Below are 15920 nucleotides of genomic sequence, written 5' to 3'. Positions count from 1 at the left end.
TAATGGAGGCGATTGGATGAATATCGCATTGGTTGCGCACGATCGGAAAAAAGATGATTTGATACAATTTGCACTAGCTTATAAGCCTATCTTGGCAAAGCATCAATTGTACGCAACAGGAACGACCGGCTCCCGTTTGGTTGAAGGAACAGGCTTATCGGTCCATCGTTTTCAATCCGGGCCGCTTGGGGGAGACCAGCAGATCGGGGCGATGATAGCACAGAATGAAATGGATATGATCATCTTTTTCCGCGACCCGCTGACAGCCCAGCCGCACGAGCCGGATGTTACGGCTTTAATCCGCCTTTGTGATGTATACCAAATCCCGCTTGCGACCAATATGGGAACAGCCGAAGTCCTCCTGAAAGGTTTGGAAAATGGCTTGGTCGATTGGCGGCTCCTCAGCGACCGCCGGAAATAGGAGGAGAAAATTTGCGAAAAATGAAAATCGGAATTACATGTTACCCGACAGTCGGCGGATCTGGCGTAGTGGCGACGGAACTGGGAAAAATGCTGGCTGAAAAAGGCCATGAAATCCATTTCATCACCTCGAGTACGCCGTTCCGGCTAAACCGGCTGTATGCGAATATATTCAGCCACCAAGTGGATGTCAACAGCTATTCAGTGTTTCAATATGCACCGTATGACATCGCGCTGGCAACGAAGATTGCGGAAGTGATCAAAAACGAAGAACTTGACCTTCTGCATGTGCATTACGCAATCCCTCATGCCGTTTGTGCGATATTGGGACGCGATATGGCAGGGTCCGACATCGGCATCGTCACGACTTTGCACGGCACCGATATTACAGTCCTCGGTACAGACAGCTCATTGAAAGATGCAATCCGTTACGGCATCGAGAAATCCGATATCGTGACGGCAGTGTCGGATTCATTGAAACAGCAGACCTACGAGATGATCGCACCGGACAAAGAGATTGAAACCGTTCATAATTTTGTCGACGAACGGGAATATCATCTGCACGATTCAGCCAAGTTGAAGGAAGAGCTAGGCATTGAAGCGCATGAAAAAGTATTGATCCATGTGTCGAATTTCCGCAAAGTGAAGCGCGTGGAAGATGTCGTCTCCACTTTTGCAAAAGTGCAAAAGACGGTCGGCGCCAAATTATTGCTGGTCGGCGACGGCCCTGAAATGAGCCGCATCCACCAGCAAGTGAAAGACCTCCATATTGAACAGGAGGTCTTGTTCCTCGGCAAGCGAGACAATCTATCCGAGCTTTACAGCATGAGCGATGTGAAATTGCTGATGTCGGAAAAAGAGGCGTTTGGCCTTGTGTTGCTTGAGGCAATGGCTTGCGGCGTGCCGGCAATCGGTACGCAAATCGGAGGCATTCCGGAAATCATCGAACCGGGCGAAAACGGCTTTTTGGTGGAACTGGGCGATATTGATGCTGCGGCTGACGCGGCAATCCGCATATTGACCGACGATATGCTCCATGAAAAATTGTCGGTGACGGCTTTGGAAACCGCGACCAAACGCTTCAGCTCAGAGAAAATCCTCGCCGAATACGAAACGCTATACGCGCGCTTGCTGAAAAAGGCCGATAAGCAATGAAACGGGCCAAGCAGATTATCGCGCGTTTAAAAGATGCGGGATTTGAAGCCTATATGGTTGGCGGCGCGGTGCGGGATTATTTGCGCGGATCCGTGCCTCATGATATCGATGTAGCGACATCTGCGTCACCCGAACAAGTGAAAGCCCTATTCGAACGGTCGATCGATACAGGAATCGAGCATGGGACGGTTATGATCCTCATCGAAGGCCAAGGAACCGAAGTCACCACATTTCGAACAGAAAGCGGCTATTCGGATAATCGGAGGCCGGATAAAGTGGAATTCGTCAATTCGTTGCAAGAAGATCTAAAACGCCGTGATTTCACCATCAATTCAATGGCGATGACTGAACAAATGGAAATCATCGATCCTTTTGGCGGCAAAGAAGATCTAAGTGCAGGCATCATCCGTGCAGTCGGTGTTCCACAAGAGCGTTTCGCAGAAGATGCTTTGCGCATGCTGCGGGCAATCCGCTTTTCTGGGCAGTTGAATTTCCATATCGAGCCCGTGACCAAACGAGCCATCATCGAACACGCAGGGAAGATACAGTCCGTCGCCATGGAGCGCATCAAGGCGGAATTGGACAAAGTCATGGTTTCTCCAGCTCCGCGCATCAGCATGGGGTATTTGATCGAAACACAGCTGAACCGTTTTTTGCCCTCAGGCGGATTATTCGAGCTGGATTGGTCTGGATATACAGCCAGCAAAGATCCATTGTCGGGCTGGTTTTACCTATTGCATCAAAATGGCGAGCCTTTCAGTGCAATACGTGAATACCGTTTCTCCAACCAGGACAAAAAAGACCTTCAACATGCACTTGAAGCGAGCCGGCTGCCACTTTGGGACAACTGGGTTTATTATAGCTTCACCGAACGCCAATTGACGATTGCACAGGCCACATCGCATAAAACGCAAGCGGTGAAAGAGCGGCAACAGGCGTTGCCAATCCAATCGAAATCAGAACTTGCGGCCAATGGGCGTGATTTGATGGAATGGACTGGAAAAAAGGCGGGGCCATGGCTGAAAGAATGGACCTTGCATATTGAAAAAGCAGTGGTCGAACGCCGCTTGGCCAATGATAAAGAACAGATAAAGGACTGGTTCATAGATGAATATCACCGTCACACATAAATTGGCGACACGGCTATTAGAAGCAGGGACGGAACCGGTGTCCGGCCAGCAATTGGCAGACGAGTTCGGAGTTTCCAGAACGGCGATTTGGAAGCATATGAAAGAACTTGAGGAAATGGGCTATGAAATCGAATCGGTGCGCAAAAAAGGCTACCGTATCCAAAAAAGCCCAGACAGCCTGGAAGCTTTTCTTGTCCAGGCCGATCTCAAGACGAAAAAAATCGGCAAGCGCATCGAGTATATGGAACAATGTGCATCGACTCAAATCGTTGCGCACCAACTGGCACAAGAAGGCGCGCCGGATGGAACGGTGGTCATTGCGGAGCTTCAGACAGAAGGCAGAGGCCGCTTGATGAGAAAATGGGATTCGGCGAAGGGGCAAGGAATCTGGATGAGCATCATCTTGCGTCCCGACGTCCCGCCCCATAAAGCGCCCCAATTCACATTGGTTGCTGCGGTAGCAATTGTCCGGGCGATTCAATCGGTGACGGGTTTACAAGCATCGATCAAATGGCCGAATGATATCCTGTTTGGCACAAAAAAAGCCACTGGTATTCTAACAGAGCTGCAATCGGACGCTGATGGTATCCAAGCTTTGATCATCGGCATTGGCGTCAACGTCAATCAAGAACGGGAAGATTTTGATGCTGGCGTTCAGGACATCGCCACTTCCTTGCGTCTTGAGTCCGGCGAACTGGTAAACCGTAGGGAATTAGTGCAGGAAATCCTGCACTTTCTTGAAATCTATACAGAGCTCTATATTGAAAAAGGATTCGCACCGTTAAAAATATTATGGGAAGGGCATTCTGCGACAATCGGCAAAGCGGTTCGCGCCCGCATGTCGCGTGAAACCTTAGAAGGCATAGCGGAAGGCATTACAGAAGACGGCGTCTTGCAGCTCCGTACGGCAGACGGCAAGCTTCATGGCATTTATTCCGCAGATATCGAGCTAAAGTAAAGGATATAGGCATTTTTCAGAAATTCTGCTATAGTGAAAATAACGGGCAGTATCCGATGCGAACTGCACCGTGGCACGCAACAACAAACAATAAATGAATATGATTCTGCCTTGATCATTACGTGACAGGGACGGAGGAAACCGAATTTGAATTTTCTGTCCTTCTGTCTTCTGACAGAAGGCTTTTTATATGGTTTTCTCCTAAAAAGGAGAGGAAAACATGAAAGTCGTAAACACGGTGAAGGACTTAAGAAACTGGGTCCTGAGCACAAAAGAAAGCGGTCAGTCGATTGGATTGGTGCCGACGATGGGCTTTTTGCACGAAGGGCATCTGGCACTTGTTGAATCCGCAAAATCGGAAAACGATGTGGTGGCCATTAGCATTTTCGTCAACCCGGCGCAATTCGGCCCGAATGAAGATTTTGACCGCTATCCACGCAATTTTGACCGCGACAGCATGCTCGCTGAAAAAGCAGGCGTCGACGTGATCTTTGCTCCGTCTGTAGAAGAGATGTACCCGCGTAAATCGCAAATCACGATGGGAGCTGGAACGCTTGCGGATGTCTTATGCGGAAAAAGCCGCCCGGGACATTTCGATGGCGTGTTGAAAGTAGTGACGAAATTATTCCATCTTGTTCAACCCGACTTAGCCTATTTCGGCCAGAAAGATGCACAGCAGCTGGCGATCATTGAGTCGCTTGTGCGGGAGTTCGATTTCCCGCTTGAAATCCGCCGCATCGCAACAGTCCGTGAACAGGACGGGCTTGCCAAAAGCTCGCGTAATGTCTATCTGAGCGAAACAGAACGCGTGGAAGCACCGAAACTTTATCAAGCCTTGCAACGGGGAGTGACAGCCGCTCGCGATGGAGAAAATCCGATTCCGGAGATGACCCGTTTTATCCAGTCGGAAACTTCCGGCAAAATCGATTACATCGAGCTGCTGTCTTATCCGGACTTGACCGAAGCGCCGAACGGGCAAGCGATCCTCGCGCTCGCTGTCCAATTCCAAAAAGCCCGGCTTATCGACAATATCATTTTCAATTTAAAGGAGAACTGACCTATGCTTAGAATGATGCTCAATTCCAAAATCCACCGTGCGACGGTAACTGAAGCCGATTTGAATTATGTCGGCAGCATCACGATTGACCAGGATCTATTAGATGCAGTCGGCATGTTGCCGAATGAGAAAGTCCATATCGTCAATAATAATAATGGCGCCCGTTTCGAAACGTATATCATCGCCGGAGAACGCGGCAGCGGCGTTATCTGTGTCAATGGTGCAGCAGCGCGTCTCGTGCAGCGCGGGGACATCGTCATCATCTTATCGTACGGCTATGTCATGGATAAAGATGCGCGCAGCCATAAACCGACTGTGGCGATTATGGACGCAGACAATTCCATCAAAGAAATCATCCATTACGAACCGGAAGCGACGGTCATGTAGGGATCGATACTTGAACACTCCAAAAGGGGAAAGCTCCCCCTTTTGGAGTGTTTCTTTTTTTGGCGTGTTCCCGCCGGCGAACAGCTGGCGAATATGTTACAATTTTTCCTGAGAGAATCACCTGAGAAAGAGGGGTTATCATGAATTCCCAAAAATATGTCGTTGTCGATATCGAAACAACGGGCCATTCCCCTGCAAAAGGTGACCGGATCATCCAACTGGCGATGGTGGCAATCGAACAAGGAGAAATCGTTGATACATATACGAAATTTATTAATCCGCAACGGAAAATTCCGGCGTTCATACAGGATCTGACCAATATAACGGAGCGCGACGTGGAAGGTGCAGAGCCTTTTGAAGCGTACGCCGAGGAAATCTACAGGCAATTGGAAGGCGCTATTTTCATTGCCCATAATATCCATTTTGATTTACCGTTTTTGCAAGCGGAACTGAGCCGTGCCGGCATGCCGAAATGGCAGGGGCTGGCCATGGATACTGTGGAGCTTTCGCGCCTGGTTTATCCGACTGCCTTCAGTTATAAATTGCAGGACATTGCGGCAGAACAAGGCATTCGCTTGAACAATGCGCATCGCGCTGATGATGATGCCTTGGCGACAGCTGAATTGTTTTTACGTGCAAAACAGGAGTTGGCTGAACTTCCTTATGATACGCTTGTCCTTTTGCATAAACGGTCTTTCCAATTGAAATCGGACCTGTCGCGGCTGCTATTTGAAATTACGCAGCAAAAACGCAACGGCCAAGCCGATCGATATGGCCGTTTCCGCGGCATTCCGATTGTCCCGAAAGCGGAGCGCGCGCAAGTCTTCAATGATTCGCCGCAGCAGTCGGCTTGGCGAAATGGATTGGAAACGGTTAAGCCGGAATACGAACAGCGGCCGAGCCAAGTCGCGATGATGCAAGCGGTGGAACGGGCCATCCATGAGCGAAGTGAACTGGTAATTGAAGCATCGACCGGCATGGGCAAGACACTGGGCTACCTATTACCAGCAGCGGCCTATGCTAAGGAATCCGGCAAGCAAGTGGTCATCAGTACGTATACGACCCACCTGCAGGACCAGCTCGTCTCCAAGGAAGTCAAGCTCGCAGAAGAGTTTCTCGGCGCAAACATCCACGTCGCGCTCATTAAAGGGTTGTCGCATTATATCGATTTGGGACGCTTTTTCGAGTTGCTTCACGGGGAAGATGAGTCTTATGATGAAACGTTCACGATCATGCAGATCATGGTCTGGCTGACTTCGACCAAGACGGGCGACTTAAATGAATTGAACGTGTCAAGCGGCGGCCAGTTGCTGGTCGACAAAGTGCGCCGTTCACATTTGAGGAAATTGACGAAGCTTGAAAAAACCGTCGATTTCTACGAACACGCACTGACAGAAGCCGAACATGCCGATGTCATTGTGACCAACCACGCATTCCTATTGAATCCACATAACCAAAAGCGCGCAATATTGAAGAACGTTGAGGCCTATATATGGGATGAAGCGCATCAAGTCGTGCAGGCGGCAGTTGCCCATAAAGAGAAAACTTTCGTCTACACGCAATGGCGCTATGTATTCGGCCAGTTGGGGAGCTTTGATGAAAATCAGCTGTTTTCAAAATTTTACCGCGTCGCTGAATCGCACGGCTTTGCCAGAGTGCCCGAGCTATTGCAAATGGAATCTTTGTATTTGAAGTACACCAGTTTATTCGATGAAGTGACGCTCTATCTTGCGCAGGCTTTCCAGAACAAATTCCATAATAGCCGCACGCGGAAATGTGCATCTTTATTGGATGAATTGGATTTCGAACGGGAAAGTTTCATGGATTTCCTGAGATTCTTGAATAGTTGGATCGACATCGCCCAGACCATCCTGCAAAAAGCAGAACGCTTCACGGAACTGACGATGAATGAACGGCTCGTGCTCGCAGATTTCCGTTATTGGACTGAAGAGCTGATGCTGAAATCGGTGGAGTTCAGTGAGATTTTCCTGTTCCCGAAAGAAGATGAAGTTTCCTGGATTGAAGGCGACTTGCGCAGTATGCCAACGAGCTTGTCGCTGTACAAACGCCCCTATGAAGTCGCGTCGCTTGTCGATAAAGTCATCGGCCAGGCGAGAGGCGAAAAAGCGGTCATTTGGCTGTCGGGCACGATGAGCGTTCCGTCAAACGAACGCTTTATCGTCAACCAGCTCGGTATACCGAATCAGGTGCCGATCGAAAAATTTGAACCTGCCGATCAATTTTACAGCGGCGCAAAAGTCTATATCGTTGAAGACATGCCGGATATCCAGCAAGTGTCCCAGCAGGAATACATCGAATCCGTGGCGGACGCGGTCACCCAGACGGTGCTTGTCACCGAAGGGCGCTGTTTTGTGTTGTTCACGTCACAGGACATGCTGAGGAAAACGGTCGATTTGATCCAGGATTCCCAGCTGCTCGATGATTATATGCTGTTTGCGCAAGGCATGTCTTCAGGCAGCCGCATGAAATTATTGAAATCGTTCCAGCGATTCCAGAAATCGGTGTTGTTCGGGACGAATAGTTTTTGGGAAGGCGTCGATGTGCCTGGTGATGCGCTGCGAGCTGTTGTCGTCGTAAGGTTGCCTTTCACCTCGCCCGAAGAGCCTGTTTTTAAAGCGAAATCACGGATCATCTCGAAAGAAGGCATTAATCCATTTATGCATTATGCCTTGCCAGAAGCTGTGCTGCGTTTGCGCCAAGGGTTCGGGCGGCTGATCCGCTCGAAAAAGGACAAGGGCTTGTTTATCGTGCTGGACCGCCGCATTGAAACGAAATCATACGGCGAGGAATTCCTTCATGCCTTGCCGGACGTGCCGGTCGCCAAAGTGTCTTTGGAAAAGATGGTAACCGATATTGAACATTGGTATAATAAGCAAGGATAAAGAGGGAAGAACGGTTCCTTCAATCGAAAGGAAGTGCCGAACAATGGAATCCAAGATCGAAGTATTAAATACTGTGCAAGTCGAGTATCAATCCGACCTGTACAAAGTGGTCGATGCATTGAACCGGACATTGAAAGACCGTGATTTGATGTTTGGACTGGCGCTCGATAAAGACGATCAGTCAAAAGCGGTTTTCACAATTTATAAAACCTAGGTGATTATATGAAAGAATGGATGAAATTCATCATCGTTTTTCTGTCTTTTTTGGCTGTAGCTATTGTGCTGGTCATTTTATTCCTCGGCAATAAACCGTTCTCAGAAGCGGAACAAGCAGCCGTAGAAAAAGTGGAGGCGGAAGGGCTGCTCGATGAAGTGGAGCGGGCATACGTCTATTCCAGCTCGACCCAATCCGTGACGGTTCTTGGAACGGACGGGGAAGGACAGATAAAAGCCGCCTTCGTCCCTGAAGAAGGGGACATGGAAGCATTGATGCTTGAAGACCAACTGACCGCTCAACAAGCGCGCGAAATCGTTCAAGAAGATATGGAAGTCGAGGAAATCCTCCATACAAAGCTTGGCATGGAAGAGGCCGGGGCTGTATGGGAAATCGCCTTTTTGAATGAAGCTGGGCGCTTGAACTACGTCTATCTCTTGGCGGAAGACGGCACTTGGTGGAAACGCATATTGAATTTGTGAAAGGGTTGATCAATTTGTTGAAATTAGCAAACCGCGTACAGACCTTAACGCCATCCACGACATTGGCGATTACGGCAAAAGCGAATGAACTAAAAGCGCAAGGCGTTGACGTCATCGGGCTTGGGGCAGGAGAACCGGATTATAATACGCCTCAAAACATTCTCGATGCAGCCGAGCGCTCCATGGAAGAAGGCAAGACGAAGTATACGCCTGCGGGCGGGTTGCCGGCGCTAAAACAAGCGATCCAGGACAAATTGCAGCGCGACCAGGGTCTAAGCTACGAAAAAAATGAAATCCTGGTCGGCGTCGGGGCAAAACATGTACTTTATACGCTATTCCAAGTATTGTTGAACGAAGGCGATGAAGTCATTATCCCGATCCCTTACTGGGTTAGCTATCCGGAACAAGTGAAATTGGCTGGAGGGGTACCGGTTTACATAGAAGCGACAGCCGGTCAATCATATAAAATCACTCCCCAACAATTGCGCGAAGCGATTACAGACCGCACAAAAGCCGTCATCATCAACTCGCCAAGCAATCCAACAGGCATGCTGTACTCGAAAGAAGAGCTTGAAGCACTCGCTGAAGTATGCCGCGAAGCGGATATTCTCATCGTTTCCGATGAAATCTACGAGAAATTGATTTACGGTGATGCCACCCATATTTCCGTAGCAGAGCTGTCAGAAGATGCTAAAAACCGCACGGTCATCATCAATGGCGTGTCGAAATCGCATTCGATGACCGGATGGCGCATCGGCTATGCAGCCGGTGATAAGGAATTGATCAAAGCAATGACCGATCTTGCGAGCCATTCGACTTCAAACCCGACGACCACATCCCAATACGCGGCCATCGAAGCGTATAATGGCCCGCAAGATGCCGTGGAAGAAATGCGCCAGGCATTTGAAAGCCGTCTGGAAGCTATTTTCCCGAAACTGGAAGAAATTCCAGGGTTCACCGTTTTGCGTCCTCAAGGGGCATTCTATTTATTGCCGGACGTTTCAGAAGCTGCAGCGAAAACCGGCTTTTCTTCAGTGGATGATTTTGCGAAAGCATTGCTCGAAGAAGCAAACGTGGCAGTGATTCCGGGATCTGGATTTGGCGCGCATTCGACGATCCGTTTGTCCTATGCCACATCACTCGAGCTATTGGAACAAGCAGTCGAACGCATCAGCCAATTTGTTCATAAGCATTGGCAAGAATAAGCACTATACATTTGGAGGCTATTTGACAGATGAAAAAAATCACTATCGCCGAAATGGCAAAATATAACGGACAAACTATCAAGCTTGGCGCATGGATCGCCAATAAACGTTCAAGCGGCAAAATCGCCTTTCTTCAATTGCGCGACGGTTCCGGCTTCGTGCAAGGCGTCGTCGTTAAAGCAGAAGTAGGCGAAGAAATCTTTGCCAAAGCAAAAGCATTGACGCAAGAAACTTCATTGTATGTGACTGGTGAAGTGAAAGAAGACGAGCGTTCTGCGTTCGGCTACGAGTTGGCCATTTCAGAGATCGAAGTGATCCAGGAAGCAAAAGATTTCCCAATCACCCCAAAAGAACACGGCACTGAATTCCTGATGGACAACCGCCACCTATGGCTGCGTTCAAGAAAACAGCACGCCATCATGAAAATCCGCAACGAAATCATCCGTGCCACTTACGAATTCTTCAATGACAACGGATTCGTCAAAGTGGACCCGCCGATTTTGACGGGATCGTCGCCGGAAGGCACATCGGAACTATTTGCGACGAAATACTTCGATGAAGATGCGTATCTATCACAATCTGGCCAGCTTTATATGGAAGCGGCTGCGATGGCATTAGGTAAAGTGTTCTCGTTCGGCCCGACTTTCCGTGCTGAAAAATCGAAAACCCGCCGCCACTTGATCGAATTCTGGATGATCGAACCGGAAATGGCCTTTGTGGAACATGCAGAGAGCTTGGAAGTGCAAGAGCAGTACGTGGCGCATATCGTGCAATCCGTCTTGAAGAATTGTAAGCTGGAACTCGAGCGTCTTGGCCGTGATACAACGAAATTGGAGAAAATCCAAGCACCGTTCCCGCGCGTCACATATGATGAAGCCATCAAATGGTTGAATGATAACGGGTTTGACGACATCAAATGGGGGGAAGATTTCGGTGCCCCTCACGAGACTGCTTTGGCTGAAAGCTACGATATGCCGATCTTCATCACGCATTACCCGATTGGCATCAAACCGTTCTATATGCAGCCGCATCCAGACCGCGACGATGTCGTGCTGTGCGCTGACATGATCGCACCTGAAGGCTACGGTGAAATCATCGGCGGATCTGAACGCATCCACGATTACGAGTTGATGAAACAGCGCATCCAAGAGCACAACCTGGACGAAGCTGCGTATGAATGGTATTTGGACCTTAGCAAATACGGAGCTGTACCGCATTCAGGATTCGGTTTGGGCCTTGAACGCACAGTCGCTTGGATCAGCGGGGCAGAACATGTCCGCGAATCGATTCCATTCCCGCGTTTGTTGAACCGTCTATACCCTTAAAAAGTTAAACAAGACAATAAGAAGCTGCCCGGCAGAAATCCCTTCAACAGGATTTCTGCCGCGGTAGTTGAAATATCCTAATAGATTTAGACAGCTAGAAATTTGCATACAGAAAGGTGGTTGGGATATGAAACAGTCTGACCGATTGCAGCAATGGATTGAGCAGGGAAATGTGACCATTTCCCAGCTTTTTTTTCAGTTTTATCGGCGCTTGAAAATCAGTGACGAGGAAGCGATCATGTTATTGCAGATCCACTCTTTCCAACAGGCAGGGAACGTGTTTCCGACACCGGATGAAATTGCCTCAAGAATGTCTGCAAGCCAGAACAGCGTAACGACGATGCTGCAGAAATTGATGCAGCAAGGCTATTTATCGATACGCCAAGAAACGGCTGACGGCATGCTGACGGAGACCATTTCGCTCCAGCCCTTATGGGACAAACTCGTAGATTGCCTGGAAGTTCAAGCGCAGACCGAAAAAGAGCATACGCAAAAAGAACAGGAAGGCGAGATCTTCCAGCTGTTTGAACAAGAGTTCGGACGTTTTCTATCGCCGATGGAGATCGAGACGATTTCCATGTGGATGGACCAGGACGGCCATACACCGGAAGTTATCCGCATGGCATTGAAAGAAGCTGTCATCGCGCAGAAAATCAGCTTGCGCTATGTCGATCGTATCTTGTTCGAATGGAAGAAAAAGAATATCCGGACGTCTAGCCAAGTAACGCGGCATGCAAATTCGTTCAGGGAAAAAAACATCCGCATCCAGCCGCAGGAAAGCACCGCGAAAAAAGTGCAATTCTACAACTGGCTGGAGGAACGGAATTAGCAGGTGATAGGATGATGACGAAAAAGGAATGGCTCGCTTGCCTGGAGGAAATGGACCATATGTTTCCCGATGCCCATTGTGAATTGATCCACCGCAATCCGTTCGATTTAGTCATTGCGGTATTGTTATCTGCACAATGCACCGACAAGCTCGTCAATAAAGTGACGGCAAACCTGTTTGAGAAATACCATACACCGGAAGATTATTTATCGGTTCCTTTGGAAGAATTGCAACAGGACATCCGGTCGATTGGCTTGTTCCGAAATAAAGCGAAAAATATCCAGGCTCTTAGCCGGATACTGATTGAGCAGCACGGCGGGCGTGTGCCGGAAGACCGCGACCTGCTCATGACTTTGCCAGGCGTCGGAAGAAAGACCGCCAATGTGGTCGTTTCTGTTGCCTTCAATAAACCGGCGCTAGCTGTTGATACGCATGTCGAACGTGTTTCGAAACGGCTCGGCTTATGCCGTTGGAAAGATTCTCCCTTGCAAGTGGAAGAGACGATCATGAAGAAAACCCCTGCAGAGGATTGGTCGAAAACCCATCACCAAATCATTTTCTTCGGGCGCTACCACTGCAAGGCGCAAAACCCCGGCTGTCACGTATGCCCGTTGTTCGACCGTTGCCGGGAAGGGAAAAAACGCGATAAAAAAGGGCTAGTGAAACATGATGCTGTCACGGAAATCAATTGATCAGTCCGTCTCGCCGTTCTACGATGACTGGGCTGACCTAAAACAGGAGATCCAATCCTGTGTTCAGCAGCATGCGGGTGACTGCCATGAGCTCATTGCACAAGGCTATAAGGTTTACGAAGCATTGCGACAAACGCTGGATGGCCTGTTCGGAAGTGCAGCACCATCTCCATTGAATGAACGCGAGCGGCTTGAGTTTGTGAGAAACTCCAAAAGTGCACACGCAGCTTCACGACAGCTCGAGCAATTATTCATGGAGCTAAAGAAGAAAATAGCACGCATAAAGATCGGCTACCCAGCTGAGTGAATGATTGAACCCCGGGCAGAAACCATTTCTGCCCGGGGTTTTTGCGTAAAAAAAGGCCAACCCTAGAATTCTAGGATTGGCCTTTTAAAATTGGGACGAAAAATCAAGATGCCTCTTCATCGTCCTCGCTGTTTGAGTTATTACCATTATTATTACCATTGCCGTTACCGTTCTCGCTTCCACTGCCGTTGCCATTCTCGTTTCCATTGCGATTGCCGTTTTGGTTGGATGAGGCATTGCTGCCTGATCCTTCTTGGTTACTTTCTTCTGGTTCTTCCGGCTGCTCAGGAATGTCTACGAGATCATCTGGAGTTTCGGTGGCTTCTTCCTCCTCAGCCGGTTCCTCTTCAACCGGCTCTTCTTCAGTAGGCTCTTCTTCAGTAGGTTCTTCCTCGGCCGGTTGTTCTTCAGCTGGCTCTTCTTCAGCCGGTTCTTCTTCTACTGGTTCTTCTTCAACAGGTTCTTCTTCCGGCTCTTCCTCAGGCTCCTCTTCAGGAGGAGGCGTGATCTCGATGGTCGTAGAAGCCGGCTCACTGCGTCTGCCATTTTGAGTGGCGACGACGCGGAATGTATATGTGACGCCTTCTTCCAGGCCATCATAAGAATAGCTGGTGTCATCTGTCGTCGTCAGCACTTCGCCGTTGACGGAAACTTCAAATGATACATCATCCGAACCATGGCTCCAGCTCAAGTTAGCTGTTGAGCCGCTGACGTCTGCTCTTAATCCAGAAGGTCGGTCAGGGTCTGCCACAAATCGCTCTGATACTGTACTGGGCTCCGTCCCCCTTGCAAACAATTCTTCACTGCGCATGCTCCACGGGGTGAACGGGCTTGCCAGGCGAAGTGGTTCAGTGCCGACTTCGATCACTTCCTGGGATACCGAGTCCGGCTGTTGGAAGCTTGCCGTTTCCGGTGAAGAAATCTGGCTCATCACTTGCTTGAACAAACGCTGTGCAAGCAGGCGTTCGTTTGAAGCGGTGTCGATCGGTGTTTCAACATTAGGATAGCCGCTCCACACTGAGATTGAATAATCAGTTGTGTACCCGGCAAACCAGACATCACGTGCAGAAGTCGCATCAAGATTATATTCTTGGAGTTTATCTTCAGAATAGTTAGATGTCCCGGTTTTACCGGCCATATCGAGTCCGCTGATGGCGGCTTCTTTGCCAGTCGCACCGGCAATGCTTGTATCGACTGCATCACGCAGCATGTCTGTCACCATATATGCAGTGCTGTCTTTCATCGCTGTCACCGGTTCAGGAGCGACGACTTCTTCCGTCGAACCGTCGCGGAAGACGATTTTCTTGATAGTGTGTGGCTTGGTAAATACGCCATTATTGCCGAATGCTGCAAATGCGCCAGCCATTTCTACGGTAGAGATTTGTTTTTCAGGGGTACCAAGTGCTGCTGACTCATAAATCCCGCCAAAATCCAAGCCAAGTTTTTTTGTAAAGTCGGTTGCGTTGTCAGATCCAACTTCCGCCAGCGCTTTAACTGCAGGGATATTGCGTGAGCGGTACAGGGCTTCGCGCGCTGTCATTGGCCCGAGGAACTGGCCATCAACGTTGCGGATTTCCTGTCCACTGCTATAGGAATATTCTTCATCGACCAATGTCTGTCCGGTCGACCAATCCAAATACTCGATGGCCGGACCATAGCTGACGAGCGGCTTAATCGTAGAACCGATGACGCGGTCTCTAGCCGTTGCAAAGTTTCTGCGCACATCGCCTTCGTATTCACGGGCCGCCCCGACTGCACTGATGCCGCCGGTTTTAGTATCGACGACTGTCATGGCAGATTCAACTTCGTCATCGAAGAAGAGATCCGATTCCATCGTTTCATTGACGCGTTCTTGTACATACGGTTCGAGTGTCGTATAAATCGTCAAACCTTCATCGAGCGAATAATCGCCTTCGAGGGCTTCGAGCTCATCGACAACCATTTCCATGAATGCTGTGTATTCTGTGCTTTCTTCCGTTGTGGTGCGCTGATCTTCCGGAAGAAGGGTGGATTCGACTGGCGTGTTCCACGCTTCTTCTTTTTGAGCTGCATCGATTTTCCCGTGCTGTTCCATCAAGTTCAAGACGACATCGCGGCGCTCTTCAGCTGCTTGCGGGTTCTTGAACGGATTATAACGGTTCGGGCTTTGCGGCATTCCGGCAAGAAGGGCAGCTTCGTGAAGTTCAAGCTCAGCTGCTGGTTTCCCGAAGAACTGCTCAGCAGCAGTACCAAAGCCATAAGTATTTCCTGACATCAGGATTTTGTTGAAATACATCTCAAAAATCTCTTCTTTGGAATATTCTTGTTCGAGCTTGAAAGCCAAGTAAGCTTCCTGTGCTTTACGTTTCAATGTTTTTTCATTGGACAGGAAGGAGTTCTTGATGACTTGCTGGGTGATGGTGCTGGCACCTTGAGAACCGAAGCCGCCAGTGATGTTGGCGACGACCGCGCCGCCGAGGCGGATCAAATCGATTCCGGAATGGTCATAGAAGCGATTGTCTTCAGTTGCAAGAATCGCATCTTCCATTACTTGCGGAATGTCGTCATATTCGACATATTCACGGTTTTGGGCGGTGAAATACGGGATTTCAGTTTCACCGTCATTTGCCAGGAAAACAGGGCTGATCGGGTCTCTCAACAGTTCTTCGTCGAGTTCAGGCGCACTGGACGCATAGACAGCGAATAAGACGACCCCGAATAGAAAGCCGGCGACGGCCAAGGCTACAATAGCCAGTAACCCTCTTTTAATCCATGTTTTTGCACCGGATTTCTTTTGTTTGTTCGAGTTTTTCCGTTGCCGTTCAATTGATTTTCTGCGTTCTTCACGCGATATTTTCTTATCACTCACATGCGCTT

Annotated in this window: 15 protein-coding genes; 14 read left to right on the top strand and 1 reads right to left on the bottom strand. The window is 49.2% G+C overall.

The features are described from left to right. The first annotated feature begins 16 nt into the window (after nt 1–16). From mgsA to DFR62_RS00460, 14 genes are all read left to right on the top strand, one after another. Entirely contained in the window at nt 17–421 is a 405-nt protein-coding gene (gene mgsA / locus DFR62_RS00525) for a methylglyoxal synthase (RefSeq protein ID WP_058380577.1), read from the top strand. A gap of 11 nt (nt 422–432) precedes the next feature. After that, on the top strand, nt 433–1575 hold the full coding sequence (gene bshA / locus DFR62_RS00520; RefSeq protein WP_241663032.1) for an N-acetyl-alpha-D-glucosaminyl L-malate synthase BshA: 1143 nt from the start codon (nt 433–435) through the stop codon (nt 1573–1575). Further along, nucleotides 1572–2705: a CCA tRNA nucleotidyltransferase gene (locus DFR62_RS00515; RefSeq protein WP_121297566.1), complete on the top strand. Its 1134-nt coding sequence runs from the start codon at nt 1572–1574 to the stop codon at nt 2703–2705. The genes bshA and DFR62_RS00515 overlap by 4 nt, the downstream gene beginning before the upstream one ends. After that, the gene (locus tag DFR62_RS00510; protein WP_121297565.1) at nt 2683–3663 is read left to right on the top strand and encodes a biotin--[acetyl-CoA-carboxylase] ligase; all 981 of its coding nucleotides are present in this window, start codon (nt 2683–2685) and stop codon (nt 3661–3663) included. Before DFR62_RS00515 ends, DFR62_RS00510 begins: the two co-directional genes overlap by 23 nt. Nucleotides 3664–3883: 220 nt before the next feature. Continuing rightward, entirely contained in the window at nt 3884–4720 is an 837-nt protein-coding gene (panC, locus tag DFR62_RS00505) for a pantoate--beta-alanine ligase (protein WP_121297564.1), read from the top strand. 3 nt (nt 4721–4723) lie between these two features. Then, nucleotides 4724–5107, top strand: a complete 384-nt coding sequence (panD, locus tag DFR62_RS00500) for an aspartate 1-decarboxylase (RefSeq protein WP_058380581.1) — start codon at nt 4724–4726, stop codon at nt 5105–5107. A 140-nt stretch (nt 5108–5247) separates the two neighbouring features. Further along, a complete protein-coding gene (gene dinG / locus DFR62_RS00495) occupies nt 5248–8010 on the top strand; it encodes an ATP-dependent DNA helicase DinG (protein WP_175578487.1) in 2763 nt (920 codons plus the stop codon). 43 nt (nt 8011–8053) lie between these two features. Beyond that, a complete protein-coding gene (locus tag DFR62_RS00490) occupies nt 8054–8224 on the top strand; it encodes a YpmA family protein (protein WP_068869277.1) in 171 nt (56 codons plus the stop codon). An 8-nt stretch (nt 8225–8232) separates the two neighbouring features. Beyond that, complete coding sequence (locus tag DFR62_RS00485; protein WP_121297562.1) at nt 8233–8706, top strand: cell wall elongation regulator TseB-like domain-containing protein; 474 nt, start codon at nt 8233–8235, stop codon at nt 8704–8706. A 14-nt stretch (nt 8707–8720) separates the two neighbouring features. Beyond that, nucleotides 8721–9911, top strand: a complete 1191-nt coding sequence (locus DFR62_RS00480; protein ID WP_121299423.1) for a pyridoxal phosphate-dependent aminotransferase — start codon at nt 8721–8723, stop codon at nt 9909–9911. A 29-nt stretch (nt 9912–9940) separates the two neighbouring features. Next, on the top strand, nt 9941–11236 hold the full coding sequence (gene asnS, locus DFR62_RS00475) for an asparagine--tRNA ligase (protein WP_121297561.1): 1296 nt from the start codon (nt 9941–9943) through the stop codon (nt 11234–11236). Between the two features lie 127 nt (nt 11237–11363). Beyond that, nucleotides 11364–12065 (top strand): DnaD domain-containing protein, encoded by a 702-nt coding sequence (locus DFR62_RS00470; RefSeq protein ID WP_121297560.1) that lies wholly within the window; start codon nt 11364–11366, stop codon nt 12063–12065. Nucleotides 12066–12076: 11 nt separating this feature from the next. Continuing rightward, nucleotides 12077–12757, top strand: a complete 681-nt coding sequence (gene nth, locus DFR62_RS00465) for an endonuclease III (RefSeq protein WP_121297559.1) — start codon at nt 12077–12079, stop codon at nt 12755–12757. Continuing rightward, nucleotides 12732–13064: a YpoC family protein gene (locus DFR62_RS00460; protein ID WP_121297558.1), complete on the top strand. Its 333-nt coding sequence runs from the start codon at nt 12732–12734 to the stop codon at nt 13062–13064. Before nth ends, DFR62_RS00460 begins: the two co-directional genes overlap by 26 nt. A 103-nt stretch (nt 13065–13167) precedes the next feature. Here the strand turns inward: DFR62_RS00460 and DFR62_RS00455 are convergent, their stop codons facing one another. After that, nucleotides 13168–15912: a penicillin-binding protein 1A gene (locus tag DFR62_RS00455; protein ID WP_121297557.1), complete on the bottom strand. Its 2745-nt coding sequence runs from the start codon at nt 15910–15912 to the stop codon at nt 13168–13170. Nucleotides 15913–15920: the final 8 nt, after the last annotated feature.

Source organism: Planococcus citreus (assembly GCF_003664125.1).
GTDB classification, from domain to species: domain Bacteria; phylum Bacillota; class Bacilli; order Bacillales_A; family Planococcaceae; genus Planococcus; species Planococcus citreus.
The sequence above is the reverse complement of the archived record's forward strand: the minus strand, read 5'-3'. Positions and strand labels throughout refer to the sequence as shown.